The sequence below is a fragment of the Frateuria sp. genome (assembly GCF_035944355.1).
GTDB lineage: Bacteria > Pseudomonadota > Gammaproteobacteria > Xanthomonadales > Rhodanobacteraceae > Frateuria_A.
The window spans coordinates 140,156-166,937 of record NZ_DASZBH010000009.1 but is presented as its reverse complement, the minus strand read 5'-3'; the positions used below and the strand labels follow the sequence as shown (position 1 = coordinate 166,937).

At 70.5% G+C, this 26,782-nt stretch carries 24 protein-coding genes; 10 read left to right on the top strand and 14 right to left on the bottom strand.

Features of this window, described 5'->3' with window-relative positions:
• Positions 1-29 precede the first annotated feature (29 nt).
• Positions 30-1,127 carry an LPS export ABC transporter permease LptG gene (lptG, locus tag VGU03_RS07135; protein WP_414655947.1) on the bottom strand — a complete coding sequence of 366 codons (1,098 nt, stop codon included), beginning with the start codon at positions 1,125-1,127 and terminating at the stop codon, positions 30-32.
• Positions 1,127-2,239 carry an LPS export ABC transporter permease LptF gene (gene lptF / locus VGU03_RS07130; RefSeq protein WP_327479696.1) on the bottom strand — a complete coding sequence of 371 codons (1,113 nt, stop codon included), beginning with the start codon at positions 2,237-2,239 and terminating at the stop codon, positions 1,127-1,129. Before lptF ends, lptG begins: the two co-directional genes overlap by 1 nt.
• Before the next feature lie 93 nt (positions 2,240-2,332).
• On the opposite strand from lptF, the gene VGU03_RS07125 reads away from it, so the two are divergent.
• The 4 genes from VGU03_RS07125 (at position 2,333) to VGU03_RS07110 (ending at position 6,218) form a co-directional block, all read left to right on the top strand.
• Positions 2,333-3,826, top strand: a complete 1,494-nt coding sequence (locus tag VGU03_RS07125; protein WP_327479695.1) for a leucyl aminopeptidase — start codon at positions 2,333-2,335, stop codon at positions 3,824-3,826.
• Positions 3,827-3,977: 151 nt separating this feature from the next.
• A complete protein-coding gene (locus VGU03_RS07120) occupies positions 3,978-4,400 on the top strand; it encodes a DNA polymerase III subunit chi (RefSeq protein WP_327479694.1) in 423 nt (140 codons plus the stop codon).
• Between the two features lie 52 nt (positions 4,401-4,452).
• Positions 4,453-5,304: a PP2C family protein-serine/threonine phosphatase gene (locus tag VGU03_RS07115; RefSeq protein WP_327479693.1), complete on the top strand. Its 852-nt coding sequence runs from the start codon at positions 4,453-4,455 to the stop codon at positions 5,302-5,304.
• Entirely contained in the window at positions 5,301-6,218 is a 918-nt protein-coding gene (locus VGU03_RS07110) for a LysM peptidoglycan-binding domain-containing protein (protein WP_327479692.1), read from the top strand. The genes VGU03_RS07115 and VGU03_RS07110 overlap by 4 nt, the downstream gene beginning before the upstream one ends.
• 47 nt (positions 6,219-6,265) lie before the next feature.
• Here the strand turns inward: VGU03_RS07110 and VGU03_RS07105 are convergent, their stop codons facing one another.
• The 4 genes from VGU03_RS07105 to VGU03_RS07090 all read right to left on the bottom strand — a co-directional run bounded on the left by VGU03_RS07105 (position 6,266) and on the right by VGU03_RS07090 (position 11,079).
• A complete protein-coding gene (locus tag VGU03_RS07105) occupies positions 6,266-7,996 on the bottom strand; it encodes a protein kinase domain-containing protein (protein WP_327479691.1) in 1,731 nt (576 codons plus the stop codon).
• Complete coding sequence (locus tag VGU03_RS07100) at positions 7,981-8,502, bottom strand: FHA domain-containing protein (protein ID WP_327479690.1); 522 nt, start codon at positions 8,500-8,502, stop codon at positions 7,981-7,983. Before VGU03_RS07100 ends, VGU03_RS07105 begins: the two co-directional genes overlap by 16 nt.
• Positions 8,503-8,801: 299 nt before the next feature.
• Positions 8,802-10,631 (bottom strand): DNA helicase RecQ, encoded by a 1,830-nt coding sequence (gene recQ, locus VGU03_RS07095; protein WP_327479689.1) that lies wholly within the window; start codon positions 10,629-10,631, stop codon positions 8,802-8,804.
• A gap of 109 nt (positions 10,632-10,740) precedes the next feature.
• A complete protein-coding gene (locus tag VGU03_RS07090) occupies positions 10,741-11,079 on the bottom strand; it encodes an MGMT family protein (protein WP_327479688.1) in 339 nt (112 codons plus the stop codon).
• Between the two features lie 66 nt (positions 11,080-11,145).
• On the opposite strand from VGU03_RS07090, the gene VGU03_RS07085 reads away from it, so the two are divergent.
• Positions 11,146-11,550, top strand: coding sequence for a hypothetical protein (locus tag VGU03_RS07085; protein ID WP_327479687.1), 405 nt, complete (start codon positions 11,146-11,148; stop codon positions 11,548-11,550).
• A 32-nt stretch (positions 11,551-11,582) separates the two neighbouring features.
• On the opposite strand, the gene VGU03_RS07080 is transcribed toward VGU03_RS07085, so the two are convergent.
• Together VGU03_RS07080 and VGU03_RS07075 are read right to left on the bottom strand one after the other, a co-directional pair.
• Positions 11,583-12,701, bottom strand: a complete 1,119-nt coding sequence (locus VGU03_RS07080) for an inorganic phosphate transporter (protein ID WP_327479686.1) — start codon at positions 12,699-12,701, stop codon at positions 11,583-11,585.
• Between the two features lie 14 nt (positions 12,702-12,715).
• On the bottom strand, positions 12,716-13,345 hold the full coding sequence (locus tag VGU03_RS07075) for a pit accessory protein (RefSeq protein WP_327479685.1): 630 nt from the start codon (positions 13,343-13,345) through the stop codon (positions 12,716-12,718).
• Between the two features lie 173 nt (positions 13,346-13,518).
• Between VGU03_RS07075 and VGU03_RS07070 the strand changes: the two genes are divergently transcribed.
• The 4 genes from VGU03_RS07070 to VGU03_RS07055 all read left to right on the top strand — a co-directional run bounded on the left by VGU03_RS07070 (position 13,519) and on the right by VGU03_RS07055 (position 19,242).
• The gene (locus tag VGU03_RS07070) at positions 13,519-14,841 is read left to right on the top strand and encodes a hemolysin family protein (protein WP_327479684.1); all 1,323 of its coding nucleotides are present in this window, start codon (positions 13,519-13,521) and stop codon (positions 14,839-14,841) included.
• A 59-nt stretch (positions 14,842-14,900) separates the two neighbouring features.
• Positions 14,901-15,752 carry a trehalose-phosphatase gene (gene otsB, locus VGU03_RS07065; RefSeq protein WP_327479683.1) on the top strand — a complete coding sequence of 284 codons (852 nt, stop codon included), beginning with the start codon at positions 14,901-14,903 and terminating at the stop codon, positions 15,750-15,752.
• Between the two features lie 63 nt (positions 15,753-15,815).
• Complete coding sequence (gene otsA, locus VGU03_RS07060; protein ID WP_327479682.1) at positions 15,816-17,201, top strand: alpha,alpha-trehalose-phosphate synthase (UDP-forming); 1,386 nt, start codon at positions 15,816-15,818, stop codon at positions 17,199-17,201.
• Positions 17,202-17,286: 85 nt separating this feature from the next.
• The gene (locus VGU03_RS07055; protein WP_327479681.1) at positions 17,287-19,242 is read left to right on the top strand and encodes a CocE/NonD family hydrolase; all 1,956 of its coding nucleotides are present in this window, start codon (positions 17,287-17,289) and stop codon (positions 19,240-19,242) included.
• A gap of 119 nt (positions 19,243-19,361) precedes the next feature.
• Here the strand turns inward: VGU03_RS07055 and VGU03_RS07050 are convergent, their stop codons facing one another.
• The 5 genes from VGU03_RS07050 to VGU03_RS07030 form a co-directional block, all read right to left on the bottom strand.
• Entirely contained in the window at positions 19,362-20,282 is a 921-nt protein-coding gene (locus VGU03_RS07050; RefSeq protein ID WP_327479680.1) for a VOC family protein, read from the bottom strand.
• Positions 20,279-21,184 carry an SMP-30/gluconolactonase/LRE family protein gene (locus VGU03_RS07045; protein ID WP_327479679.1) on the bottom strand — a complete coding sequence of 302 codons (906 nt, stop codon included), beginning with the start codon at positions 21,182-21,184 and terminating at the stop codon, positions 20,279-20,281. The genes VGU03_RS07050 and VGU03_RS07045 overlap by 4 nt, the downstream gene beginning before the upstream one ends.
• Complete coding sequence (locus tag VGU03_RS07040) at positions 21,177-21,647, bottom strand: hypothetical protein (RefSeq protein WP_327479678.1); 471 nt, start codon at positions 21,645-21,647, stop codon at positions 21,177-21,179. Before VGU03_RS07040 ends, VGU03_RS07045 begins: the two co-directional genes overlap by 8 nt.
• Complete coding sequence (locus tag VGU03_RS07035) at positions 21,644-22,138, bottom strand: DoxX family protein (protein WP_327479677.1); 495 nt, start codon at positions 22,136-22,138, stop codon at positions 21,644-21,646. The genes VGU03_RS07040 and VGU03_RS07035 overlap by 4 nt, the downstream gene beginning before the upstream one ends.
• 115 nt (positions 22,139-22,253) lie before the next feature.
• The gene (locus VGU03_RS07030; RefSeq protein ID WP_327479676.1) at positions 22,254-23,822 is read right to left on the bottom strand and encodes a GMC family oxidoreductase; all 1,569 of its coding nucleotides are present in this window, start codon (positions 23,820-23,822) and stop codon (positions 22,254-22,256) included.
• A gap of 739 nt (positions 23,823-24,561) precedes the next feature.
• On the opposite strand from VGU03_RS07030, the gene VGU03_RS07025 reads away from it, so the two are divergent.
• On the top strand, positions 24,562-25,035 hold the full coding sequence (locus VGU03_RS07025) for a GNAT family N-acetyltransferase (protein ID WP_327479675.1): 474 nt from the start codon (positions 24,562-24,564) through the stop codon (positions 25,033-25,035).
• Between the two features lie 15 nt (positions 25,036-25,050).
• On the opposite strand, the gene VGU03_RS07020 is transcribed toward VGU03_RS07025, so the two are convergent.
• A complete protein-coding gene (locus VGU03_RS07020) occupies positions 25,051-26,658 on the bottom strand; it encodes a glycosyltransferase family 39 protein (RefSeq protein WP_327479674.1) in 1,608 nt (535 codons plus the stop codon).
• Between the last annotated feature and the right edge of the window lie 124 nt (positions 26,659-26,782).

Genomic DNA, 26,782 nt, shown 5'->3' with positions numbered 1-26,782 from the left:
GCTCCCTGCGCCCGCCCCGATGAGCCGCCTCAGAGTTTGCGGCGGAAGTACAACCAGGCGCCCAGGGAGAGCAACAGCGCCGGCAGCAGGTTGGCCGGCAGCGGCGGCAGGCCGTAGATGGTGGCGAAGTTCACCAAGGCCTTCTGCAGGAAGTACCAGCCGATCGCCAGCAGGATGCCCACGAAGATCCGCTTGCCCAGGCCGCCCGAGCGCAGCGCGCCGAAGGCGAACGGCATCGCGCACAGCACCAGCACCAGCGTATTGAGCGGGTAGAGCACCCGACCCCAGAAAGTCACCGCGTAGATGCCCGGGTTCTGCCCGTTGCGGGTGAGATAGGTCATGTTGCGGTACAGGTCGCGCATCGGCAGGTATTGCGGCTGGATCACCGACTGCTCGAGCACGCGCGGGTTGAGGTGCGACTCCCACGGCTCGCTCGCCGCCGAGCTGCTGTGGGTGCCGGCGGCGTCCAGCGTGGTGGTGCGCACGCCTTCGAGGGTCCAGCGGCGGCCGTCGTTCTGCGCGCTGTGGGCCCAGTCGAAGCGGCTGACCTGGCCATCGGGCGTCAGCGTGAAGACGCGCACGTCCGCCAGCTGCACCACGTTGTGTCCCTCGACCTGCTTGATCAGCGTCGCCTTGGCGTTGATCACCCGGTCGCCGTCGCGCGCCCACAGACCGGTGCTGCCGGACAGGCCCAGGTTGTTCGCCTTCATGCGCAGCTGCATGGCCTGCGCCTGCTGGTCGCCCCACGGCGCGGCGGTCTCGCCCAGGATGGTCACGCCCACCGTGAGCACCGCCACCACGCCGGCGGCCGAGGCCGCGATGCGCAGCCGCGACATGCCCGCCGCGCGCAGCGCGGTCAGCTCGCCGCTGGCGCCCAGCGCGCCCAGGCCCATCAGGCCGCCGATCACGGCGGCGAAGATGAACATCTCGTACATGCGGCGCGGGACCGTCACCAGCACGTAGCTGATCGCGTTGAGGGTGGTGAAGCCGTTGCGCCCGACCAGGCCGAGCTGGCGCAGCAGCTGCGTCACCGCGTCGAAGCCGGTGAGCACCAGCCACACCGTGAGCAGCGAGCCCAGCACCGTCATGCCGACCAGGCGGTCGACGCGCTTGATCGAGAGCTGCATCAGGCCACCGCCCCGCGCGGGCCGCGCGGCTTGCGCGGAGCGTACTGCTTCCAGAACAGCCAGGCCGCCAGCGCCAGCGCCAGCAGGTGCACGAGGAGCAGCGACAGCGAGTTGGCCCAGTGGCCCTTGCCGATCTGCGCGCGGCCCAGCGCCAGCAGCAGGTAGTAGAGATAGAAGCCGAGCAGGGCAAGCAGCACCCGCCCGTAGCGGGGCTCGCGCGGGCTCTGGCGCGAAAGCGGCAGGGCCAGCATCAGCAATACGAAGGCCATCGGCGGCGCATGCACGCGCCAGGCGAACTCGGCGCGCGCGTCGGGCGAGGCGGAGGTGGCCAGCGCCCAGGTGCCCTGCGAGTGGGCCGGGTCTTCCTCGTCGTCGGCCTTCACCTCGGACAAGGCCACGTCGTTGCGCGCGTACTGCATGCGCCACCAGTCGTCGCGGCCGAGCGGAATCTTGTATTGCCAGCCGTTGCGCAGCGCCATGAAGCGGCCCTGGCCGTTGCTTTCCTGGTAGAGCTGGCCGCCTGCGGCGGTGACCAGCTTGATCTGGCGGGTGCCGTCCTTGTCCACGCTCTCGCTCGCCACGAAGGTCTTGCCCAGCACGCTGCCGTCGCGGTTCAGCGACTCGACGAAGATGATCCCGCCCTTGCCGGGCAGCTCGGTAAAGCGCCCGGCGTCCAGGCCTGCGGCGATCACCGAGCGGTTGGCCTCGGCCACCAGCGCATCGGAGGTGCGCACCGCCCACGGTCCCAGCCACAGCGAAACCAGCGCGGTCACCAGCACGATGATGCCGGCCAGGATCGCCACCGGCCGGAGCAGCCCGCGCGGCCCCATGCCGGAGGAGGCCAGCACGTGCATCTCGCTTTCGCGGTACATGCGGCCCAGCGCCATCATCGCGCCGAGGAAGCCGGCCAGCGGCAACAGGTTGGTCAACCCGTCCAGCGTGCGCAGGCCCAGCACGGGAAATATCACGCTGGCCGGGAAGCTGCCGCCGGCCACCTGCTGGAGCACCTTCGCGAATGTCGTGCCGGTGATGATCGCCAACAGCACGATCGTGGTGGCGGCGACCGTCTGGGCCAGTTCGCGCAGGAAGTAGCGGTCGAGGATGCTCAGCATGCGATAGGATTGAGGGTCTCGCACCGCAGGCCGGCGCCGAACGCCAAGTCTAGCCGGTCCGCCCTCCTTCTTCGCTTCGCAGGACCCTCTCCGATGACGCTTCAGTTCAGTCTGGTCGCCGCCAGCACCTCGCCCGAAACCGTCGAAACGCCCTGCCTGGTGGTCGGCGTCTACGAGAACGGCCTGCTCACCAGCGCCGCCGCGCGCGTGGACGGGGCCAGCGAAGGTGCGATCAAGCGCCAGGTGGAAAGCGGCGACATCAGCGGCAAGGCCGGCAGTACCGCCGTGCTGTATGCGCCCGCCGGCGTGGCCGCCCGTCGCGTCCTGGTGGTCGGCCTGGGTGCGCAGAAGAGCTTCGACGCGGCGCGCTACCAGAAGGTCCACCTGGAAGCCGCCCGCGCGCTGGGCAGGCTGCCGGTCGACACGGCGGTATCCTTCCTGGCCGACCTGGACGTGCCCGGCCGCGACGCCGCCTGGCGCGTGCGGACCGCGGCGCTCGCCGCCGACCATGCCGCCTACCGCTATACGGCCACTTTCAAGCCGCGCGAGAAGGCCGCGCAGCCGGAGCTGCAGTCGGTGGCCTTCGTCGCCGCCCACGAGGCGCAGCCCGGGCTGGACCAGGCGGTGGCGATCGCCCAAGGCGTGCGCTTCGCCCGCGAGCTGGCCAACCTGCCGCCGAACATCTGCAACCCCTCCTACCTCGCCGCACAGGCCCAGGCTTTCGCCGACGCCAACGAAGGTGTCAGCTGCCGCGTGCTCGACCACGAGGCGATGGAAAAGCTCGGCTTCGGCTCGTTGCTGGCGGTCGGCCGCGGCTCGGCCAACAGGCCGCGCCTGATCGCGCTGGAGTACAAGGGCGGCAACGAGGGCGACAAGCCCTACGCCTTCGTCGGCAAGGGCATCACCTTCGACTCCGGCGGCATCAGCCTCAAGCCCGGCGCCGGCATGGAGGAGATGAAGTTCGACATGGGCGGCGCCGCCGGCGTGCTGGGGGCCTTCGTCGCCGCGGTGAAGATGCGCCTCGAGCTCAACCTGGTCTGCGTGGTGCCCGCGGCCGAGAACATGCCCGACGGCGACAGCTACCGCCCCAGCGACGTGTTGACCAGCCTCTCGGGCCTGACCATCGAGGTGCTCAACACCGACGCCGAGGGCCGCCTGATCCTGTGCGACGCGCTGACCTGGACCGCGCAGACCTACCAGCCCAAGGCCATCATCGACGCGGCCACGCTCACCGGTGCCTGCGTCATCGCGCTGGGCAAGCACGCCAGCGGCCTGATGAGCAAGCACGACGAGCTGGCCGCCGAGCTGCTCGCCGCCGGCGAGGCCACGCTCGACCGCGCCTGGCGCCTGCCGCTGTGGGACGACTACCAGGTGCAGCTCGAATCGGGCTTCGCCGACGTGGCCAACATCGGCGGCAAGAGCGCCGGCGCGATCACCGCCGGCTGCTTCCTGTCGCGCTTCACCGAAGGCCAGCGCTGGGCGCACCTGGACATCGCCGGCACCGCCTGGGACGAGGGCCGCAAGGGCCTGGCCACCGGCCGCCCGGTGCCCCTGCTGGTGCAGTGGCTGATGGACCGCGCGGGCTGAGAAGATCGAGGAACAGGGAACGGGGAACGGGGAACGTGCGGGTTCACGTGGTGCTGACGCCCGTGGCACGATGGGCGTCCGCAACTGCAGCGATACCAGCCCGCCGCAGCCCACATGTTCCCCGTTCCCCGTTCCCCGTTCCCCGACCAAGATGCCCCGCGCCGACTTCTACCTGATCGACAAGCCGCGCTTCCGCGAACAGCCGCTGCTGCTGGTGTGCGAACTGGCGCGGCGCGCGTATGCGGCGCAGCAGCCGACGCTGATCCTCACCCGCGATTTCGAGCAGGCCGAGGCGGTCGACACCCTGCTGTGGGACTTCGACCCGGATGCCTACGTCCCGCACCAGCTGGCCGGCGACGAGGACGACGAGCACACCGCCGTGCTGATCGTGCCGCCCGGCATCGACACGCCCGACCGCCCGCTGGTGATCAACCTGCGCGAGAGCTGCGCCACCGGGCGCTTCGAGCGCGTGCTCGAAGTGGTCGCCGCCGACCCGGCCGAGCGCACCGGCTCGCGCGAGCGTTGGCGCGATTATCAGCACCGCGGTTTGCAACTGGCGAAGTACGACATGTAGCGAGGCCCGCGGCGGCGTTATGCTCGCCCTATCTTCGGGCAGGGGCCGGACGATGGATCAGCGGATCGAGAGCCAGGCGATACCGTCGGTGATGGCCGGGCGGGCGCGCGGCGGACGCCTCACACAGCAGGACGCACTGATTTGCCTGCACGACGCGGCGTCCGATGCGCGGTTGCTGGTGCTGGCCGACGGCATGGGCGGCGATGGCGCCGGCGAGCTGGCCTCCGCGGCCGTCGTCGACACCGCCCGCCGGTTCTGGAACCAGGGCCAGTGGCGCGAGCAGCCCGGCCCGCTGTTCCTGGAAGCGCTGTGCCAGGCGGCCCACGCCGGGCTGCGCCGGCACGGCGAGGGCCTGGTGGGCGCGGAGCCGCATTCGACCGTGGTCGCCCTGCTGATCCGTGGCCGGCGCGCCTGCTGGGCCCACGTGGGCGACAGCCGGCTCTACCGCTTCCAGCATGGGCACTGCCTGGGCCGCACCGAGGACCACAGCCTGGCGCAGCTCAAAGTGGCCCGCGGCGAGCTCGCGCCCGAAGCGATGGGCCTGGATGCCGACCAGCACGTGCTGCTGCGCGGCCTGGGCGGCCCGCAGCCGCCGCAGGTCGAGCACGGCTTCGCGGCGATCCGCCCGGGCCAGTCGTTCGTGCTGTGCAGCGACGGCGTATGGGAGCGGCTGTCCACCGCCGAACTGGGCCGGCTCGCCCGCCGGCGCAACCTGCGCCGTGCGTTGCACGAGGCGCTGGCGCGCGCGCTGGAGCGCGGCGGCGCGGACGGCGACAATGTGTCGTTGATCCTGGTCCGGATAGGCTGGATGACATGGTGGCGCGCCCGTGGCCGGGCGCGGCGGGCGTCGCCGGCTGGCCGCGACGCGGCCAAGGCCGACGGGATGGGTGTGGAACAACTATGAGGGTATTCGTGCAGAACTTTCGCTACGTGCATTCCGCACAAGTTCGCCGCGCGCTGGTGCTGGCATCGGGCGTGCTGCTCGCCGGCGGCCTGGGCGGATGCGCCGAGCTGAAGGCGCGCATGGGCGGGCACACCGCGCCGGCACCGGCGGCAGCATCCGCGCCGGCCCCCGCCTCACCGCCACCCGTCACCGACGAGGCACCGCCTCCCTCGCTGGCGGCCATCGTCAACCAGCAGCTGCAACTGGGCCACTACGCCGAAGGCGAGCGGCAGCTGCGCCGCTTCCTCCAGGTCAACCCGGATGACCGCGTCGCGCAGGCCCTGCTGCGCCAGCTCACCGCCGATCCGGAACAGGCGCTGGGCCACGCCTCGCGCGAGTACGTGGTGCAGCCGGGCGATTCCTACAGCACGCTGGCGGCGCGCTACCTGGGAGACGGCGGACGCTTCCTGATTCTTGCGCGCTACAACCGTTCGGCCAATCCCTCCGTGCTGCGCGCCGGCCAGAAGTTGCGCCTGCCGGCTTCACGCCTGGCCTCGGCCGAGGTCCCGGAAGGTGCAGCGCAGGAACAGCACGCGGCTCCGGCCAGCGCATCGAACGAGGCCCGGGCGCGTCGGCTGCAGGACGAAAGCGTGGCGCTGCTGCACAAGGGCCAGCGCAGCCAGGCGCTGGAACGGATGGACGAGGCGCTGGATGCCGATCCGGGCCTGCCGGCCGCCGGCGCCGACGCGCAGGCGCTGCGCCAGCAGTTGGTCTCGGTCTACCACCAGCGCGCCATCGTGCTCTATCGCGACCAGCAGCTGGACCAGGCGATCTCGCTGTGGAACCGCGTGCTGTCGATCCAGCCGGACTTCGAGCCGGCCACCGTCTATCGCGCGCGCGCGCTCGAACTCAAGCAGCGGCTCAAGCAATTCTGAACCCGTCCGTGGCCGGCACGCGACGCTCCTGACGTAGCCGAGGCCGGCTAGTCGCGTGCCGCCTCGTCCTTGGCCCGCTCCGACGCAGGCAGGATGCGAGTGGGCAGTTCCAGCGGCGCGGTGGGGGCGGCGCTGGGCCGCCGCGGCCGGCGCTCGCGCGCCTGCAACGCGTTGCACATCAGGTTGAAGGCGGTGAAAAGGCGGCCCAGTTCGTCGTGCCGCACCAGCCGGATGCGATGGCTGAAATCCCCGCGGCCGACCCGCAGCATGGCCTCGCCCAGCACGTCCAGCAGGCCGAGCAGCCGGCGGAACAGCCACCAGGCGGCGCCCGTCACGGCCAGCAGGGTCACCAGCAGCACGGCGGCGATCGCCTTGAGCGTGGTCTTCTGCGCCGCACGCAACGGCGCGTCGCTGACCCCCAGTCGCAGCTGACCGACCTGGGCCGACTGGTAGCGGACCGGCACGTCGAACACCAGCATGTCGCCGGGATCGCTGCCGTCGGGGATGCGCACGCGGTAACTGGTGATGTCGCCCTCGCCCGGCAGGAAGCCCTCGTTGGTGCGCGCGGGCAGCGGGCGCCCCTGCTCGTCGGCGCGGGTGCTGGCGATGACTTCGCCGTAGCGGTTGGCGACGGCGAGGTAGTAGATCTGCCGGTTGCGCGAGATGTCCTGCACCAGCGCGCGCGTGGCTGCGCGATCGTCCAGCAGCAGATTTTCCGCCGCCTCGCTGGCCACCATGCGGCCGAGCGATCGCCCGAAGTCCTGGGCCAGGCCGGTCACGGCGGCGTTCTGCCGCGCGTAGATCGCGGCCAGACCGATCAGCAGGGTGAGGCTGAGCACCGCCGCCAGGATGCCGGCCCAGCGCAGCCGCAGCGAGATCAGCCGCGTGGCGAGGGGCTTCTCGTGCAGGCGCTCGTACTCGCGCAAGGCCAGGCGCAGGTCGTCGACCAGTTCGGCGCCCCGCTGGTAGCGGTACTGCGGCGCCGGCGCGAGCAGGGTCTGCACGACGTCGAGCAGGATCGTGGGCGTGAACGGGTCGCGCGGCTGCAGCGTCGGCTGCGGCAGTCGCTGGCGCTCGACCAGCAGGCGCTTGACGTCGCCGGTTTCGTTCCAGGGCAGCTTGCCGCTCAGCAGCCAGTACAGCATCACGCCGAGCGAGAACAGGTCGCTGCGCGCGTCGGTACGCTCACCGTGCAGGTGCTCCGGCGCCATGTAGGCCGGCGTGCCGCCGACTTCGCGCCGCGGCGCGCCCGGCGAACGCGGGTCGCGCCGCTCGGCGATGCCGAAGTCGCTGACCTTGGCGTGCTGCCAGCCGTCGGAGAGCATGATGTTCTCCGGCTTGATGTCCTGGTGGACGACGCCCTGCGCATGGGCGTAGTCCAGCGCGCTGGCGACCTGTTCGACCAGGCCGATGATCACCGGCAGCGCGGGAAAGCCCTCGCGCGCCACGCGGCTGGCCACCGTGTCGCCGGAGAGCCGCTCCATGGCGATGTAGGGTCGCCCATCGTCCATCTCGCCCACGTCGAACAGGGTGACGATGTGTGGATGGGTCAGGTGACCGACCGCGCGCGCCTCGGTGAGGAAGCGCGCCCGGTACGCCGGGTCGGCAGCGACCGCGCTGCGCAGGCACTTGATCGCCACCTTGCGCTCGATCTCCGGGTCGAAGCCCGCGTAGACCACGGCCATCGCCCCGGCTCCGAGCACGCCCTCGATGCGGTAGCGCCCCACCGCCGGCGGGATGCTCCGTTCGTTCGCGATCGGGATCAGGCCAGCCACCATGCCGCCAGCCCCAGGACCACCAGCGCCGCGACCCCCAGCCCGATCCAGCGCCACGCGCGGCCGCCGGCGTCACGTTCACGGGTGAGGAAGGTGAATTCCACTTGGCCGAAGCGCACGCGGTCGCCGTGCCGCAAGGTGGCCTCGTGGACGCGCTTGCCGTTCACGAACGTTCCGTTGGTCGACAAGGTGTTCATGACCACGTACTCGTTGCGCTGGTTCATGATCCAGGCGTGCGAGGCCGAGACGCTCAGGTCCTCCAGCACCACGTCGTTGTCGCCGCGCCGACCGACCGTCTGGCGACCCGGGCGCAGCGAAATGCGCCGCCCCAGGAAATCGCCGCTGGCTCCCTCCAGCACGGGCGAGGCGGCGCTGGCCCCGCCCAGCACGACAGGTGCGGCCTCACGGGCTAACTGGCGCAGTTCCTCGGCGGAGAACAGCCGGGTCCCCTGCGGACCGGAGGAGCGCCTGGAGCGGGGGATTGCAGTGGGCTGGCCGTGGCCGTCCATCAGAGAACCTCGGTGGAAAGTCCGCGCACTATAACCAAGCGTCCGTCATCAAGGCATGGGGAAGCCTGGCCGTGGGTGACCGCACCGGACTGTGACTGCGTTCACCCAATCCGCCGGAGGTTCCCGCGGGGCGGCTGGTCGCTCCGTACGAACGCCCGCCCTGACATCCGCTCCAGAAGCGCCGCCATCCACCGGGTGGACCTCCTCCCCTGCCTTCGCGGGAAAGGTTCGGACGCGGCCGTGAAATTCGCGTGGAGGCGCCAGGCGCACAGGCCAAGGATGGCGCCTCCACGGAACGCCTAGTCGACCGCGTTTATCACGGCCAGGAAATCACGCCCATAGCGCTTGAGCTTGGCCTCGCCCACGCCGCTGACCTCCGCCAGCTCGTCCTCGTTGGCCGGCATGGCGCGCAGCATGGCCAACAGGGTGGCGTCGTGGAACACCACGTAGGGGGGAACGCCCTGCTGCTTGGCCAGCCGCGTCCGCAGCGCCCGCAAGGCATCCCACAGCGGCTGTTCGTAGGCCTCGATGCCGAGGTTGGCGCCACTGCCCTTCTCGAGCGCGCTGAGCTGACTGTCGCGACGGCGGCGCGCACTGCGCGCGGGACGGGCGTCCTCGCGCAACAGCACGCGCTGGCCGCCGGTGAGCACCGCCCGGCTGGCGGAAGTCAGGCGCAGCGTGCCGTAGCCCTCGGCGTCGGCCTCCAGCAGGCCGGCGGCGAGCAGCTGGCGGAACACCGAGCGCCACCCTTTCTCGTCCGTATCCGCGCCGATGCCGAAAGTGGTGAGCTGGTCATGGCCTAGTTGCCGCATGCGCTCGCCCTCCACGCCGCGCAGGATGTCGATCACGTGGCCGGCGCCGAAGCGCTGGCCGCTGCGGTAGACCGCCGAGAGCGCCTTCTGCGCGGGCACGGTGGCGTCCCAGGTCCGGGGCGGCTCGATGCAGTTGTCGCAGTGGCCGCAGGGGCCGCGGTAGTCCTCGCCGAATGCGCCCAGCAGCAGCTCGCGCCGGCAGCGCGTGGCCTCGGCGAAGGCGAGCAGGCCCTCGAGCTTCTGCCGCTCGATGCGCTTGCGTTCGTCCGCCGAATCGGACTGGGCGATCATCTGGCTCATCGTCACCACGTCGGACAGGCCGTAGAGCATCAACGCCTCCGCCGGCAGGCCATCGCGGCCGGCGCGGCCGGTTTCCTGGTAATAGCCTTCCATCGAGCGGGGCAGGTCCAGGTGCGCGACGAAGCGCACGTCGGGCTTGTCGATGCCCATGCCGAAGGCGACCGTGGCCACCATCACCACGCCGTCCTCGCGCAGGAACCGCTGCTGGTTGGCCGTGCGCACGCGCGCATCGAGGCCCGCGTGGTAGGGCAAGGCCTCGATGCCGGCCTCGGCGAGCCAGGCGGCCGTGTCCTCGACCTTCTTGCGGCTCAGCGCATAGACGATGCCGGCCTCGCCGCGATGGCCGTCGAGGAACTGCATCAGCTGCGTGCGCGGGTTGTGCTTGAGCGCCACGTGGTAGCGGATGTTCGGGCGGTCGAAGCTGGAGACGAACTGGCTCGCATCGCGCAAGCCGAGGCGATCGACGATCTCCTCGCGCGTGCGCGGGTCGGCGGTGGCGGTGAGCGCGATCCGGGGAACCTGTGCGAAGCGTTGGTGCAACACGGCAAGTTCACGATATTCCGGACGGAAATCGTGGCCCCACTGCGAAACGCAGTGCGCCTCGTCGATCGCGAACAAGGCCAGTTCGACCTGCTCGAGCAGGCTCAGGAAGCGCGGCGTGAGCAGGCGTTCGGGAGCCACGTAGAGCAGCTTCAGGCCGCCGGCGAGCAGCCGCCGCTCGACCTCGCGCTGGTCCTCCGCCGCCAGGCTGGAGTTGAGGTAGGCCGCGGCCACCCCGGCCTCGCGCAAGGCGTCGACCTGGTCCTGCATCAGGGCGATCAGCGGCGAGACGACGATCGCGGTGCCCGCGCGCAGCAACGCGGGGATCTGGTAGCACAACGACTTGCCGCCGCCGGTGGGCATGAGCACCAGCGCGTCGCCACCCTCGGCGACCGCTTGCACGATCGCCTGTTGCTGGCCGCGGAAACTGGAATAGCCGAAGACGCTGTGGAGAAGTTCGAGGGCGCGGGAAGACATCGTGCGCATGCTACCAAAGCACCCCGCCATCTCCGTCGGCGCCGGGCGTGGCCAACCGTAAGCTGCTGCGGATCGAAGACGTAGGGATGCGACAGCAAGGCTGCTGCGGCTAGGCGGGCAAACCCCACAGCGCGCGATCCAGATCGGCATCCAGGCCGAAGCGCGACAGCGGTACGCGGCCATTCTTCACTTCGATGCCCTCGGCGCGCAGCAGGCGGCATTGCTCGCGGAAACCGCGACTGCCCGGCGGCAGCGCGACCTGCCCGCTGGCGCGCAGTACACGGTGCCAGGGCAGCGCGATGTCCGACGGGGTCTGGCCGAGCAGCTTGCCGACCAGCCGCGCGCGCCCGGGCAAGCCCGCACGCGCCGCGATCGCGCCGTAGCTGGCCACGCGGCCGCGCGGTATGGCGGCGATGGCGGCATAGACGCGGGCGTGGCTTTCCTGCATGAGCCGTCACTTGGGCAAGATGGGGCGGCAGGTTACCATCGGCCCCGCCTTCAGGAGCCTTGCCCCATGCGCCATTTCGAAGCCGTGCGTTCCCACGTCGGCAGCCAGTACGCCCTGCGGCAGAACGACCCGTATCTGATCAGCTTCGACTTGACGCTCCCGCTGGGTCGCCACCAGGGCATCTACCTGGCGGAACTGGAAGACGAGAGCGGTCGGCGCTACCTGCGATTGTCCACGCCGATCGGGCCACTGGCCGGCATCGACCCGCGCCGCTGCCTGCGGTTCAACTGGGAGCAGCGCACCGGCTTCCTGGCGGTGGCCGATCTCGATGGCTCGCCCTACCTGCACCTGTGCGAGAACCGTCCCTACGAGTTTCTCGACGGCACCGAGCTGGAGCGGCTGATCGCCGAACTGGGCCTGCTCGGCGACCAGCTGGAGCAGGTCATCGCCAACGAGGGCGACAGCCTGTAGGCGAGCGGCCGCGCCACGCGGCCGGCCTGGGCTCAACCGAACGCGCGCGCCAGGCGCACGAAGCCGTAGGCCAGCAGCGCGGTGATCGGCAAGGTCAGGATCCACGCCCACACCATCCGTTCGACCACCGACCAGCGGATCGCGTTGAAGCGCTTGGCAGCGCCCACGCCCATGATCGAAGCGGACACGTTGTGCGTGGTCGACACCGGAATGCCGAACGCCGACGCGGTGAGGATCACCGCCGCCGAGCTGCCCTCGGCCGCGAAGCCGTTGATCGGGTGCAGTTTGACCATCTTGTGGCCCAGCGTCTTGATGATGCGCCAGCCGCCGCCAGCGGTGCCGGCCGCCATGGTCAGCGCGCACACCACCGCCACCCAGGCCGGCACGTCGAAACCGCCCTGCGCCGAGCCGGCTATGCGCAGGAAGCCCAGCCAGCGCGGCAGGCGGTCGAACTGTCCCGCCGCGGTGCCGCCGGCCAGCGCCAGCGCGATGATGCCCATGCTCTTCTGCGCGTCGTTCATGCCGTGCGCCAGGCCCATCGCGCTGGCCGAGACGATCTGCGCCTTGCCGAAGAAGGCGTTGACGAACGGCGTGCGCCCCAGCCGCTGCAGCCAGCCCTTGCGGTTGGCCAGCCAGGCGAACAGCGCGTAGAGCGCGCCCATCAGCAGGAAACCGATGATGAAGCCCATCAGCGGCGACACCACCATCGGCACCACCACCTTGGGGACCACGCCCTTGCCGGACCACCAACTTCCCTGCGCCCAGATCACTGAGCCGAAATTGCCGCTGGCCGCCGCGATCGCCGCGCCGACCAGCGCGCCTACCAGCGCATGGCTGGAACTGGACGGCAGCCCCCACCACCAGGTGATCAGGTTCCACACCGTGGCCGCCAGCAGCGCACAGATCAGCAACTGCGGGCCGGCATCGACCACATGGGTGTCGATCAGCCCGGCGGCGATGGTCTTGGCCACCGCGGTGCCCCACAGCGCGCCGACCAGGTTGGTCACCGCCGCCAGCAGCACCGCCTGGCCAGGGCTAAGCACCTTGGTCGCAACCACCGTGGCGATGGAGTTGGCGGTGTCGTGGAAGCCGTTGATATAGGTGAAGGCGAGTGCGATCGCCACCACCGCGAAGACCAGGCCGATGCTCATGCGCTGGCCGTCCCTTAGGAGTTCTTGAGGACGATCGAGTAGACGATGTTGCCGACGTCGCGGCACTTGTCGATCGCCTTCTCGATCAACTCGAACAGGTCCTTGGCGAGCATCGCCTTCATGGCGTCGTGGCCTTCCACGTACAGCGTGCGGTAGGGCGCCAGCAGCATGCGGTCGCCTTCCGATTCGAGTGCCTGCAGGCGGTCCTGCAGCTTCTTGACCGGGTCGATGCGCAGGCCGCGGCGCAGCTCGCCGATCATCTCCACCACCACGCTGACCGATTCCTCCAGCACGCAGGCGCGCTGGGCGAAGTCGACATCCGCCACCCGCTCGGCCACCACCGAATAGCGCTCGGCGAATTTCTCGACCGTCTTGGGAATCTTGTACAGCGCGGAATTGAGCGCCTCGATGTCCTCGCGATCCAGCGCAGTGACGAAGGTGTTCACCAGCTCCTCGCTGATCTGCGCGGCGAGCGCCTTCTCTCTCGCGCGCGCGCCCGTGAAGTCGGCCATGACCGGTGCGCGCGCCTTGTTCGCCAGCATCTGGTGCAGCGCCTTGGCGCTTTCATGGGCGGCCTCGGCGCTCTGTTCGAGCAGGCCATAGAACTTGTCGCCCTTACCGAAAATGGTCTGCAGTGAAAACATGCGCGTGCCTGGGATGGAAGGAAGGTCAAACGACCGCCCATGTTACAGGAGCTGCCCGGTCAGCCGCACGGCAGTGCGGCCGCACCGCCTTCACCGGCCTTGCACGTACCGCTGCGGCACGTGCGGGCATCCCGTACACTGCGCTCCATGCGACCCCGAAGTACCCCGCCGCGATGCTGACCGACATCGCGCTCGTCATCCTGCTGTCGGTCTGCAACGGCTTCTTCGCGCTCTCAGAGATGGCGCTGGTCGCCTCGCGCAAGAGCCGCCTCAAGCAGATGGCGCAGGGCAGCCGCCGCGCCCGCGTCGCACTGCGCCATGCCGAGGCGCCGGAGCATTTCCTCTCCACCGTGCAGGTAGGCATCACGCTGGTGATGCTGGTCACCGGCGCGGTGGCCGGCGACCGGCTGGGCACCCGCTTCGCCGGGCTGCTGCAAGGCGGCCGGGTAGCCTGGCTGGCGCCCTATGCCCACGTGGCTGGCATTGTGCTCGGCTTCGTGGTGATCTCCTACATCCAGATCGTGGTCGGCGAACTGGTGCCCAAGCGACTGGCGCTTTCCTCGCCGGAGAAGCTCTCGGTGGGCGTCGCCGTGCCGATGCTGGTGCTCTCGCGCATCACCGGGCCGTTCGTGTGGCTGCTGAACCGCTCCAGCGGCCTGCTGCTCAAGCTGCTGCGGGCGAACGACCAGGGCCGCGGCGCCGTCACCGAGGAGGAGATCCGCCTGCTGGTGGCCGAAAGCGCCGAGCAGGGCGTGCTCGATCCCGACGAACACAACATGGTCAACCGCGTGCTGCGCCTGGGCGACCGTACGGTCGACAGCGTGATGACCCCCCGCATGCGCATCGCCTGGCTGGACCAGGCCGCCTCGCGCGAGGAGAACATCGCGGTGATGCGCGAGACGCCCTATTCGCGCTACCCGGTCTACCGCGACGACGAGAGCGAGGTGGTCGGCGTGCTGGAGGTCAAGAGCCTGATCGGCGGCATCGCCGGCGACACGCCGGAACTGTTCCGCCAGCTGGCCAAGCCGCTGTACGTGCCGGCCACCGCACGGGCGATGGACCTGCTGGAGGAATTCCGCGACGCCGAGACGCCGATGGCGCTGGTGGTCGACGAGTACGGCGACATCGAGGGGCTGGTCACGCTCAACGACCTGCTCGCGGCGGTGGTCGGCGCCAGCCAGCTCGGCCACGGCGGCAGCGAGGAGCACCCGCCCATCGTGCCGCGCGAGGACGGCAGCTGGCTGGTCGACGGCTCGCTCTCCACCGACGACCTGCGCGAACTGCTGCACGTGGACCGTCTGCCCGGCGAACGGGAGCACGAGTACCGCACCGCCGCCGGCATGGTGATGACCGCGCTGGGCCACATCCCGCAGACCGGCGAGGTGTTCGCCTGGCGCGGCATCCGCTTCGAGGTGCTGGACCTGGACGGCGCACGGATCGACAAGCTGCTGGTGACGCCGGCGCCGCGCATCGAGACGGCGGACGACGCGCAGTAGGCGGCCCTCGGCCCTCCATCGTTCGGCTCTTCACGCCCCGTTTGCTAGGCTCGAGCCTGATGCCTCCAGCCAAGCCCGCCACCGAGGCCGCGTCACTGCCGGCGCCACCGTCGCTCGGCCCCGACCGGCGCTGGGCCCTGTTCCTCGACGTCGACGGCTGCCTGCTCGAGTTCGCCGACGATCCCGCAGCAGTCGTCGTGTCGTCCGCGCTGCGCGGCCTGCTGGATGCGCTGCACGAGCGCCTCGGCGGCGCGCTGGCGCTGGTCAGCGGGCGGGGCGTAGCCGATCTCGACCGACTGTTCGACACGCCGCCTTGGGCCATGGCCGGCCTGCACGGCTACCAATTGCGCCAGGCCGACGGCCACTGTCGCGAGCTGGCCGTGGATCCCGCCGACCAGGCACGCATGCGCGCCGCCGTGCAGGCCCTGGCCGCGCGCCTGGAGGGCGTGCAACTGGAGGACAAGCACCACGCCATGGCGCTGCACTGCCGGCGCGCCCCGGCGCAGCTGCCGGCGTTGCGCGAGGCGGCCCGGGCGGCGGCCGCCGACCTGCCCGGCTACGAGCTGCAGCCGGGCGACCTGGTGATGGAGTTCAAGCCGGCCGGCGTGGACAAGGGCCGCGCGGTGGAGGAGCTGATGCGGCACGCGCCGTTCGCCGGCCGCACACCGGTCTACCTGGGCGACGACCTGACCGACGAACACGCCTTCGCGGCCGTCAACCGCGCCGGCGGCATCAGCGTGCGCGTGGGCCAGCGCGAGCCGAGCCAGGCGCGGTTCACGTTGCCTAGCCCGCGGGCCGTCCAGGCTTGGCTGGAGCGGGTGCGGGACGCGCCCGGCGAACCTGCGGAACCCGATGGAGTTACGACCGATGCCGACACCGATGGAGGGCAACCCGCCGCCCGCCTGCCCTGAGCCGGCGGTTTCCGGCGGCGTCGTCCTGGCGACGCCCGTCCGCTGTCGCCCGGGAGCCGTGCGATGAGCCGCACCGGCAAGAAGCCCGGCCGGCTGGTGGTGGTTTCCAACCGCGTGGCGCTGCCCAAGCAGACCGCCACCGGCGGGCTCGCCTCGGCCATGCGCGCGGCGCTCCAGGAGCGCGGCGGACTGTGGTTCGGCTGGAGCGGCAAGCTCGCCGCGCGCAGCGCCGAGGAACTGCATCGGCTGAGCGACGGCCCCATCGACTACGTCACCATCGACCTTGCCCGCGCCGACCACGACGATTTCTACGCCGGCTTCGCCAACCGCACGCTGTGGCCGCTGTTCCACTATCGGCCGGACCTGGTGGACTACCAGCGCAGCCATCTGGAAGGCTATCTGCGCGTCAATGCGGTCTATGCCGACGAGCTGGCCAAGCTGCTCGACCCGGACGACGTCATCTGGGTGCACGACTACCACCTGATCCCGCTGGCGGCGATGCTGCGCGAGCGCGGCGTGCGCAACCGCATCGGCTTCTTCCTGCACACGCCGCTGCCGGCCGCGGCCCTGCTGATCGCCCTGCCCAAACACCGCGAGCTGCTGGAGACGCTGGCCAGCTACGACCTGGTCGGCCTGCACACCGCGCGCGACCTGCGCGCGCTGGAGGACTATTTCCTGCACGAGGTCGGCGGCGCGATGCGACCCGGCGGTCGTCTGCGCGCAGCCAACGGGCGGCTGTTCCGCGCCGGTGTGTTCCCGATCAGCATCGACACCGCCGAGGTGGCCGAGACCGCGCGGCGCGCGGCCAGCGAGCCGGGCGTGCAGCAGCTCTACGAGAGCCTGGACGGCCGCGCGCTGATCATCGGCGTCGACCGGCTGGATTATTCCAAGGGGCTGGCCGAGCGCTTCGAGGCCTTCGCCGGCGTGCTCGAGCGCTCGCCCGCGCTGCACAGCCGCGTGACCTTCCTGCAGATCGCGCCGCCCTCGCGCGGCGCGGTGCCGGAGTACCGGCTGATACGCCGCGAACTGGAGCGCAGCGCCGGGCACATCAACGGTAAGTTCGCCACGCCCGAGTGGGTGCCGATCCGCTACGTCAACCAGTCCTTCCCGCACACGCTGCTGGCCGGCTACTACCGGGTGGCGCGGGTGGGCCTGGTCACCCCGCTGCGCGACGGCATGAACCTGGTGGCCAAGGAGTACGTCGCCAGCCAGGATCCGAAGAACCCGGGCGTGCTGGTGCTCTCGCGCTTCGCCGGCGCCGCGCAGGAATTGACCGAGGCCTTGCTGGTCAACCCCGCCGACACCATCGAGGTGGCCGATGCGCTGGAGCGTGCGTTGGCCATGCCGCTGCGCGAACGCATCGCGCGCTGGCGCGGCATGATGGACGTGCTGCAACGCCACGACCTGACCGCCTGGCGCAACGCGTTCCTGAACGCGCTGACCGGTTGAGCGGCCGCCTTCTTGGCCGGCCGCACCCAAGCGGCCCTGCCGGGATCAGGCTACGCTTAGCCCGGTTCACCCAGGGGAGTTCGTCATGCAACTGCGCTTCGCCGTCCACCCCGGCCTGCTGGCCATGCTGCTCGCCACCAGCGCCGCCCTGCCCGCCGCCGATGCGCCGCAGGCGAAGTACTCCAACTATCCCAGCGAGACGCCGGCGCACTTCACGCCCGCCACGGACAGCTTCGACTACACGCGGCGCGAAGCGATGATCCCGATGCGCGACGGCGTGAAGCTGCACACGGTCATCCTCGTCCCGAAGGGGGCCAGACACGCCGGCATCCTGCTCACCCGCACGCCCTACGACGCCAACGCGCTCACCAGCCACACCATGAGCGGCCACCTGGCGCCCATGCTCCAGGGCTACGACAACGCCACCGACGTGGTCGTCGAGGACGGCTACATCCGCGTGGTGCAGGACGTGCGCGGCAAGTACGGCTCGGAGGGCGACTACGTGATGAACCGTCCGCTGCACGGGCCGCAGAACCCGACGCCCGTGGACGACGCCACCGACACGTACGACACCATCGACTGGCTGGTGAAGAACGTGCCCGAATCCAACGGCAAGGTGGGCACGCTGGGCATCTCCTACGACGGCTTCGAGCCGTTGATGGCGCTGGTCCATCCGCACCCCGCGCTCAAGGTCTCGGTGCCGATGAACCCGATGGTCGACGGCTGGATGGGCGACGACTGGTTCCACCACGGCGCGTTCCGCCAGCAGAACATGAGCTACGTCTACGAGCAGACGGCCAGCCGCGACAACTCGATCAAGTGGTGGACGAGCTACCACGACCAGTACGACCTCTTCATGCACTACGGCTCGGCCGGCGCGCTGGGCCAGGCCTATGGCATGGAGCAGTTGGGCTTCTGGAACAAGCTGCTGGCCCACCCGGCCTACGATGCGTTCTGGTCCGACCAGGCGGTCGACAAACTGCTCGCCAGGGAGCCGCTCAAGGTGCCGGTGATGCTGGTGCACAGCCTGTGGGACCAGGAAGACATCTACGGCGCGCTCGCGGTGTACCGCGCGATCAAGCCCAAGGATACCGGCGGCGACATGGTCAGGCTGGTGATGGGCCCCTGGCATCACGGCCAGGAGATCGACGAGGGCAGCTCGCTGGGCGCGATCCGCTTCGGCAGCGACACCGCCAAGTACTTCCGCGAGCACATCCTGCGCCCGTTCCTGGCGCAATACCTCAAGGACGGCGCGCCCAAGGCGGACCTCGCCCCGGTCACCGCCTTCCAGACCGGCACCAACCGCTGGCAGCGGCTGGACCGCTGGCCGCTTTCCTGTGGGCAGGGGTGCACCGCCAGCAGCCGCGCGTTGTACCTGGAGCCAGGCCAGAAGCTGGGCTTCGACACGCCGGCCGGCGGCAGCGCCTACGACGAATACGTCTCCGATCCGGCCCGTCCGGTGCCCTACCGCGCCCGCCCCAGCCAGCCGATGGGCTACGACAACGGCCTGACCTGGTCGCAGTGGCTGGTCGATGACCAGCGCGAGGCCTCCGGCCGCACCGACGTGCTGACCTACGTCTCCGAACCGCTGACGGCGCCGCTGACCATCGCCGGTGCGCCCGAGGTGCATCTGGTCGCGTCCACCAGCGGCACCGACAGCGACTGGGTGGTCAAGCTGATCGACGTCTACCCCGATCAGGTCGCCGAACAGCCGGAGATGGGCGGCTACCAGCTCGCCGTTTCGATGGACATCTTCCGTGGCCGCTACCGCACGGGCTTCGACAAGCCGGCGCCGCTGGCCGCGAACCAGCCGCTGGACTACCGCTTCGCCCTGCCCGCCGCCAACCACGTGTTCCTGCCCGGCCACCGGCTGATGGTGCAGGTGCAGTCGAGCTGGTTCCCGCTCTACGACCGCAACCCGCAGACGTTCGTGCCGAACATCTTCAAGGCGCAACCGGCCGATTACGTCAAGGCGACGCAGCGCATCTACCACGCGCCCGGCCGGGCCAGCTTCATCGCGCTGCCGGTCGTCGCCCGCTGACGGTGCTGACCCTTCCCCGGCGCAGCCGGGGAAGGGTCAAGGACTGGACCGCAGGGGACCGTTCAGTCGAACAACGTGAGGTCCGCCATGCGTCCGCTCTCTTTGGAGTGGAGCGCAGCCTACCCGGGCGCCGCAGACAGTCCCTGCTGGAGCAGCAGGCGATGGCCGCTCGGGTCCTTAAGCATCGCCATCGCCTGGCCGTCGAGGTCGACCACCGGCGCCCCTGCGCCGCCCGGGAGCCTGGCGAGCAATGCCGGCAGGTCGTCCACCTCCAGCACCAGCCGGTCGACGACCCGGTCGTTGCCGGCGGCATGCGGACGCGAGCGGTTTCCCGGCGGCATGCGGTAGCCGAGCAACTCCAGGTGCGGCGGTCCACCCCGCGCAGCTTCCAGGCCCACCACGTCGACGTCGGCCCCGTGCAGGCCGTCGAGCCGGTCCTGTTCGGGGCCCCGGTTGTGCGTGCGTACGCTCGGGCGCCAGCCCATCCGGCCATAGAAGTCCATCGACGCCTCGGCATCGGCCACGGCGATGGCCGAATGGTCGATGCCCAGGAACAAGCCCGGCACCTGCCAGCAGGGCGCGCCCACGCCGGCGGGAAAATGGATCAGTTCCAGCGGGTGCCCCTCCGGATCGCGGAACTTGAACGCACTGACGCCGCCGGTGTTGGCCGGTAGCGTCTGCGGGCCGCCGACGCTGATCGGCGCGAACGAATGGCGGCCCAACCGTGCATAGGCCGCCGGCATGTCGCCCACCACGATCGCCAGGTGCTGGAAGCACAGGTCCGACGCGCCGGCCTGAGCGGGGTAGGCCGCGCCGGGCGGATCGAACGCCACCAGCTCCAGCTCCTGCACACCCAGGCGCAAGCGCGCCACCCGCGCGCACGCGCCGGGAACGCCCATCAGTTCGCCCCAGCCCGGCCCGTCCATGCGCACCTGTTCCATCACCGAGAACGCCAGTGCCTCGCGATAGAACGCCACCATGCGCGCGAGGTCGCCGACGTTGCGGCTGACCCGCCGCAGGCGCAGCACGCGCCCGTTCATGGCCGCTGCGCGCCGCGCGTATTGGTGTAGACCGCGAACAGGGTCTGCGAGGCGCACAGGAACAGCCGGCAGTGGTTGCGACCGCCGAAGCACAGGTTCGAGACCGGGCTGGGCACCCGGATCCGGCCCAGCAAAGTGCCCTGCGGATCGAAGCAATGCACGCCGTCGTCGCTGGCGATCCACAGGTTGCCCTGCTCGTCGCAGCGCATGCCGTCGGCATGCCGGCCGAGGAAGCAGCGGCCGTTCGCCAGACGGGTCACGCCGTCGCTGCCCCGCTCGACCTCGAACACGCGGATCTGCCGTCTCGGTTCGGCGACGAACTGCAGCCCGGTCTCGGCCACGTACAGCCGCGTTTCGTCGGGCGAGAAGCACAGTCCGTTGGGTCCCTCGAAGTCGTCGGCGACCACCCGCAGGCGGCCGCTGTCCGGATCCAGGCAATACACGTTCGCCGGCAGCTCGGCGTGTTGCTTGCCGCCCTCGTAGTCGGTCTGGATGCCGTAGGGCGGATCGGTGAACCACACGCCGCCGTCGGATTTCACCACGACGTCGTTGGGCGAGTTCAGGCGTTTGCCGTCGTGACGTTCGGCGAGCACGGTGACGCTGCCGTCCAGTTCCGTGCGCGTGACGCGGCGGCCGCGGTGCGAGCAGGACACCAGCCGCCCTTCGCGGTCGCGCGTGTGGCCGTTCTCGAAATCGGAGGGTTCGCGGAAGACCGACACGCCGCCGCTGTCGCTCCAGCGCAACACGCGGTTGTTCGGGATGTCGCTGAACAGCAGCTCGTCGCGGTCGGCGAACCACACCGGCCCCTCCAGCCAGCGGAAGCCGGTGGCGAGCGTCTCCAGCGATGCATTGGGAAGCGCCAGCGCCCTGAAGCGTGGATCGACGATCTCGAAGTCAGCCATCGCCCTCGTCCACTGCGTTGGCCGGACGCCCGCGCGCGGTGGGCCGGTCCAGCTGCACCAGCATCAGCACCGCCGGCACCTCGCCGAGCGTGCCTGAGCGATGCCCCTTGCGCCCCCGCGCATCGGCCGCGCAATGCTGGTCGCCGCCGAAGGACACCTCGCCCGCGCCCATCTCCACGCGATGGCCGTCCATGCTTTCGACGAACCAGCGGCCGGACAGCGGCACGATCCACTGCGGCTTGGGATTCTCGTGCCACTCGCCGACCCAGCCCACCGGCAGCACGGCGAACACCACGCTGGCCTGGGCCGTGCCTTGCGGCGCGTTCCACTGCGGCGCGGCGCCGCCCATGCTCTGGCGCTCGAAGTGGTCGGCCACGCAGCGCGACTGGTGGCTCGTGCCCTGCTCGTCGGTCCAGATGCGCCAGTAGGTCAGGCGCGGCGGCGCGGATGCATCGGCGTTCACGGCGTGTCTCCGGGCGGCAGGGCCGGCGCGGTGCCGGCCGGGGTGTAAACCGGCGTAGAGGACAGCGGGTGCGTCAGCACCGCCCGCGCCGGCGCGAGCTGCGTACCGAAGGCGAGCAGCAGCATCCCGCCGGCCACGCAGAAGTTCTTCAGGAAGTCCCAGAAATGCGCGCGCGCCGCGCTGTCGCCGCGGGTCCAGAAGTCCGGGTAGGCCCAGAAGTTGTGGTAGAGCAGCGCGGTCGCCACGCAGTAGAGCCCGAGCAGGAATGCGGCCAGGCGATCGTGCCAGCCGGCCAGGATGCAGGCCGGGCCGAGCAGCTCAAGCGACATGCCCAGCACCAGCAGCACGGGGCCGCCGGGCAGGAAGCTCGAGTTGGCCTGCTTGAGCGCGCCTTCCCAGTTGAAGATCTTGTCCATCGCGCTGAAGGGGAACAGCACGACGAGGAAGATGCGTATCAGCAGCGGCAGGCCGACGAGGTCGATCCAGCTCATGCCACCCTCCTCGTGCGTGCAAGGAGGCCGTGCGTCTCCTGTTTCCATGATGGCGCGGCGGGCATGAGGAACGCGCTCGTTTCCTTGCGTGCGCCCGCCGCCAGGAGGCATCCGTTCATGCGCCCAGCCGCTCCTTCAGGTGGTCGGCCACGCGCAAGGCGTTGGCGATGATCGTCAGCGTGGGGTTCACCGCGCCGATCGAGGGAAAGAAGCTCGCATCGGTGACGTAGAGATTGTCCAGCTGGTGCGCCTTGCAGTTGAGGTCCAGCACCGAGCGCGCCGGATCGGTGCCGAAGCGCAGCGTGCCGGCCTGGTGCGCGGTGCCGCCGATGGGGATCTCCTTGCCCAGCTGGAACTTGCGCTCGAGCAGCTGCGGATGCTTGCCGGCGCCGCGCACGAGTTCTTTCAGCTTGTGCTTGAGCCGCTCGTGCGCCTGCAGGTTGTTGGCATGCTGCTCCAGCGTCACGTGGCCGTCCGGGCGCAGGCGCACGCGGTTCTCCGGCCGTGGCAGGTCCTCGCTGGAGAGCCAGAAATCCAGCGCGTGATGGGCCATCTGCTCGAACGGGAGGTCCGGCAGCCACTCCAGCCAGTCCGGCAGCGCCTCGCCGCGGATGGTCTGCGGATGCGACTTGCCGGTCATCTGGATCAGGCCCAGCGGATAGTCCCAGTCGTCGGCGCCGAAGTAGTAGTCGGCGACCGCGAGCGTCTTCTCGAACACCGTGTCGTTGCGCTCGCGCGAGAGCGCCAGCATCACCGACTGGTTGTGCCGCATGTAGTTGCGCCCGACCTGGTCCGAACCGTTGGCCAGGCCGTTCGGATGGCGGTCGCTGGCCGAGCGCAGCAACAGCAGGGCCGAACTCAGCGCGCCGCAGGCCACCACCACGATGTCGGCCGTGTACACCTCCTGCTGCTGGTCGCGCTGCACGTTCACCGCGGTGACGGTGCGCCCGCTGGGGTCGGTGTCCAGCGTGTGCACGTAGGCACCGGTCAGCAGCGTCACGTTCGGGTGCGCGGCCAGGGTGGGATCGACGCAGATCACCTGCGCGTCGGCCTTGCCGTTCAACAGGCACGGATAGCCGTCGAAGGCGGCGCAGCGGATGCACACGCTGGTCGGCGACACCACGCCGTCACGCTCGTCCAGCAGGATGCCCAGCGGCATGTGGAAGGGGCGCACGCCCTGCCGCGCGAAGCTGTCGTGCAGCTCCTGCAGGCGCGGTTCGTGCGACACCGGCGGATGCGGGTAGGGGGCGCTCGCAGGCGGCTCGGTCGGGTCCTCGCCACGCTGGCCGTGCACGTGGAAAAGCTGTTCGGCCTGCGTGTAGTAGGGCTCGAAATCGGCATAGGAAAGCGGCCATGCCGGCGAGATGCCGTCGGCGTGGCGCAGCTCCTGGAAATCGCGTTCGCGCAGGCGGAACAGCGCCGCGCCGTACATCTTCGAGTTGCCGCCCACGTAGTAGTGCAGCCCCGGATGGAACAGCGTGCCGTCCTTGTCGTACCAGCTTTCCTTGGCCACGTAGGCACCGTCGACGAACACCCTCTCGGGGTCCCAGTTCTCGATGCCGCGCTTGAGGTAGCCGCCACGCTCCAGCAGCAGGATGCGCTTGCCGGTCGGCGCCAGCCGCTGTGCCAGCGAAGCCCCGCCGGGCCCCGTGCCGATCACGATAACGTCGTAGTGCTCTGGCATGCCGTCTCCTGCGGATCGCGGCGGCGGCCGCGCTTGGGGTCGCGGACGCGGGCCAGCGCTTCGCCGGCGCGGCGCGCATCCACAAGCCAGCATGCGCGCCGCGATGTGGTCCCGCCGTTGACGCCCGGCGCGCGGCGGGATCAGCGCTGCGGCTCGCGGCCTGCCGGGAGCACCGCCTCGGCGGCCACTTCGATCATCAGCCCCGGACGGAACAGCGCATCGATCTTCACCAGCGTGCTGGTCGCCGGCGCATCGGCGCACTTCGCGCAGCACGTCCAGGTGACTTGAGATCGGTGACGTACATGTCGGTGCGCACCACGCGCGCGAAGTCCAGCCCCGCGCTGTGCAAGGCGACGCGCAGGTCCTGGAACACCTGCACGCACTGCGCGCGGAAGTCGCGGCGCCGACGATCCTGCCCTGGCGGTCCATCGCCACCTGGAAGGGGATGGACACCCACCGTCCAGGCGCGATCACCACGCGCGAATAGCCGTGCGCGGGCGGGTCGATCGCCCGCATCGCCTCCTGCGCACGCACTTCGCCGGCTACTGCCAGCGCGGCGGCCGGCAGCGGCATGGACCGGGACCGGCCGGGACGTGGCGGGGTCGATCGACGCATCGAGGCTCTCCTTGCGAGGGAGGATGCCGGAGCTTGGCAAGCGTCCGGTTACCGGCCGGGGCTTCCCCGCCGCGCCCGCTCGGTGTAGAACCGCTCCCATCGTTGCCAATCGAATGACTGCCGCATGAGCGACACGAACTTCCTGATCCGTCTGGCCGAGGACGACGACGATTTCATTCTGGGGCTGGTCCCGCGCTTCGTGGATTTCCCGCTGCCGCCCTGGCGCAAGCGGCACGAGTGCATCGACGGCATCCGCAAAGACCTGCTGCGGCACCTTGAGGACGGCACCGCCAACGACTTCCTGTTCGTGGCCGAGAACGAGGAAGGCGAAGTGGTGGGCTTCATCGAACTGCAGAAGACGCAGGACTTCTTCACCGGCCGCACCAACTGCCACATCAACAACATCGCCGTGGCCCCGGCCCACGAAGGCCAGGGCGTGGGCAAGGCGCTGATGGCGCATGCGGAGGCGTGGGCGCGCGAGCACCGCTGCGCGCTGATCACGCTGGCGGTGTTCCCTGGCAACGAGCGCGCGCGTGCGCTGTACGAGGCCGACGGCTTCGCCACGGACCTGCTGCGGCTGGCCAAGCCGGTGCGATAGCTCAGGCGGGTGGCGCTAGTCACCCTCGTCGGACTCACCGGGCTTGCCGGTGCGGGCCTTCGCGGCAGCCTGGGCCGCGACGTCGGCGGCGTGCCAGATGGCCAGGCGTCGGCCGAGGAAGGGCTGCTGGTAGAGCGGCTTGGCCGCGTAGTCGTAGTGCCGGTAGCTGCTGATCACCCAGCCGTCGGGATGCGCGGTCGCCCAGGCCGCGACCTGGGCCTGGCTGCGCGCGGTAGGAATGGGCGCAGTGAGGCGGCCGGCGAAGGTGTACAGCCCCTGCTGCTGACCGGCATGCAAGAGCGGGATGCCGGCCCGCTGCGCCGACGCGACGCGGGCGGCGGCGGCCTGGACCGCATAGCGCGGCCCCAGCCCCAGCACGAAGGCTGCCTTCGCCAGCGCCACCAGTACCAGCGTCGCCACCGCCGCCGTCGCCGCCGCGGTGGGGCGCCGGCCGCGCGCGAGCAATGCCGCGCCCAGCAACGCCGCGCCGCCCAGGCAGGCGTAGGCCATGACCGATGCCTGCGGCGCCAGGCGCGCCAGCGCGACGGCGAACCCTACGGCAATGACCAGCAGCACCAACCCCACGCGCCAGCCGACCACCCGCCAGCGCCCTGTCGCCAGCCTCGCTCCGGCCGGCAGGGCCAGCGCCGGCAATAGCGGCAGCAGGTAGTGCGGCTGCTTGCCGCTGATCAGGCAGAACACCAGGAACGCGGGCAGCGTGGTGGCCAGGGCGAAGCGGTCGAGCAGGCGATGGGCGGGCGCCGCCGCAGCGTCGCCAGCCGGCGCGCCGCGGCCCAGGCCGAACGTCCACGGCAGCATCAGCAGCGGCACGATCGGCAGGTACCAGGCCGGCCCGCGGTCGTGCGCGAAGCTTTCGGCGACCCGGCCGGCGGTCTGCTTGAGAAAGATCGCATCGGCATACGCCTTGCCGCCGGCGCGCGCCGCCGGCAAGGCCCAGGCCAGCGCCAGCACGGCCGCTCCCACCAAGGCCAGCAGCAGCGCGAGATAGTGCCGCCCCAGCCGCGCACGCACCGCCGGATGCCACCAGGGCGCCAGCAGCGCCGGAAGCCCGCCGACCAGCAGGCTGACCGGACCCTTGGCCAGGATGCCCAGACCCAGCCCCAACGCCAGCCACACGGTGCCCGACCGCACCCGCCCGCGCGCCAGCCATACGCCGCCCAGCCAGGCCGACAGCACGCAGAGGGTCAGCAGCAGGTCGAACATCACGGCGCCGGCGAAACCGGCAAAGGCGACGCAGCCCAGCCATAGCCACGTCGCCTTCGTCGCCGTCCGCGCATCCGCCGAAAGCGCGAAGGCCAGGCCGCGCAACGGCGGCAGCGTGGCCAGCGCCAGCAACACCTCCAGCAGGCGCGCGGACCAGGCATGCACGCCGGTCACCTGCCAAGCCAGGTTGATCAGCCAGAACAGCAGCGGCGGCTTGTCCGGGTAGGGCGCACCGTCCAGCCACGGCACCAGCCAGTGGCCGCCGGCGTGCATGGTCCACGCCACCGCCAGGTAGCGCGTCTCGTCGATCGGCACCGGTGGCAGGAAGAACGCCGGCAGCACCAGCGCCGCGCACGCGGCGACTCCCAGCAACGCATACCCGCCGACCGGACGCTCCACGGGAAAGTCCTGTGCCTGGCCACCCCGCCGGGCCGCCCATCGGCCCCGCTACCGGCCGCAGCCTAGGTAGGCTGCCGTCGCGGACCGATGACGGCGGCGTCATGCGCGGACCGCCAGGCCCCGC

Coding starts and splice junctions, on each gene's coding strand:
- lptG (WP_414655947.1), bottom strand. CDS start 1,127: ATGCAGCTCTCGATCAAGCGCGTCGACCGCCTGGTCGGCATGACGGTG.
- lptF (WP_327479696.1), bottom strand. CDS start 2,239: ATGCTGAGCATCCTCGACCGCTACTTCCTGCGCGAACTGGCCCAGACG.
- VGU03_RS07125 (WP_327479695.1), top strand. CDS start 2,333: ATGACGCTTCAGTTCAGTCTGGTCGCCGCCAGCACCTCGCCCGAAACC.
- VGU03_RS07120 (WP_327479694.1), top strand. CDS start 3,978: ATGCCCCGCGCCGACTTCTACCTGATCGACAAGCCGCGCTTCCGCGAA.
- VGU03_RS07115 (WP_327479693.1), top strand. CDS start 4,453: ATGGATCAGCGGATCGAGAGCCAGGCGATACCGTCGGTGATGGCCGGG.
- VGU03_RS07110 (WP_327479692.1), top strand. CDS start 5,301: ATGAGGGTATTCGTGCAGAACTTTCGCTACGTGCATTCCGCACAAGTT.
- VGU03_RS07105 (WP_327479691.1), bottom strand. CDS start 7,996: ATGGTGGCTGGCCTGATCCCGATCGCGAACGAACGGAGCATCCCGCCG.
- VGU03_RS07100 (WP_327479690.1), bottom strand. CDS start 8,502: ATGGACGGCCACGGCCAGCCCACTGCAATCCCCCGCTCCAGGCGCTCC.
- recQ (WP_327479689.1), bottom strand. CDS start 10,631: ATGTCTTCCCGCGCCCTCGAACTTCTCCACAGCGTCTTCGGCTATTCC.
- VGU03_RS07090 (WP_327479688.1), bottom strand. CDS start 11,079: ATGCAGGAAAGCCACGCCCGCGTCTATGCCGCCATCGCCGCCATACCG.
- VGU03_RS07085 (WP_327479687.1), top strand. CDS start 11,146: ATGCGCCATTTCGAAGCCGTGCGTTCCCACGTCGGCAGCCAGTACGCC.
- VGU03_RS07080 (WP_327479686.1), bottom strand. CDS start 12,701: ATGAGCATCGGCCTGGTCTTCGCGGTGGTGGCGATCGCACTCGCCTTC.
- VGU03_RS07075 (WP_327479685.1), bottom strand. CDS start 13,345: ATGTTTTCACTGCAGACCATTTTCGGTAAGGGCGACAAGTTCTATGGC.
- VGU03_RS07070 (WP_327479684.1), top strand. CDS start 13,519: ATGCTGACCGACATCGCGCTCGTCATCCTGCTGTCGGTCTGCAACGGC.
- otsB (WP_327479683.1), top strand. CDS start 14,901: ATGCCTCCAGCCAAGCCCGCCACCGAGGCCGCGTCACTGCCGGCGCCA.
- otsA (WP_327479682.1), top strand. CDS start 15,816: ATGAGCCGCACCGGCAAGAAGCCCGGCCGGCTGGTGGTGGTTTCCAAC.
- VGU03_RS07055 (WP_327479681.1), top strand. CDS start 17,287: ATGCAACTGCGCTTCGCCGTCCACCCCGGCCTGCTGGCCATGCTGCTC.
- VGU03_RS07050 (WP_327479680.1), bottom strand. CDS start 20,282: ATGAACGGGCGCGTGCTGCGCCTGCGGCGGGTCAGCCGCAACGTCGGC.
- VGU03_RS07045 (WP_327479679.1), bottom strand. CDS start 21,184: ATGGCTGACTTCGAGATCGTCGATCCACGCTTCAGGGCGCTGGCGCTT.
- VGU03_RS07035 (WP_327479677.1), bottom strand. CDS start 22,138: ATGAGCTGGATCGACCTCGTCGGCCTGCCGCTGCTGATACGCATCTTC.
- VGU03_RS07030 (WP_327479676.1), bottom strand. CDS start 23,822: ATGCCAGAGCACTACGACGTTATCGTGATCGGCACGGGGCCCGGCGGG.
- VGU03_RS07025 (WP_327479675.1), top strand. CDS start 24,562: ATGAGCGACACGAACTTCCTGATCCGTCTGGCCGAGGACGACGACGAT.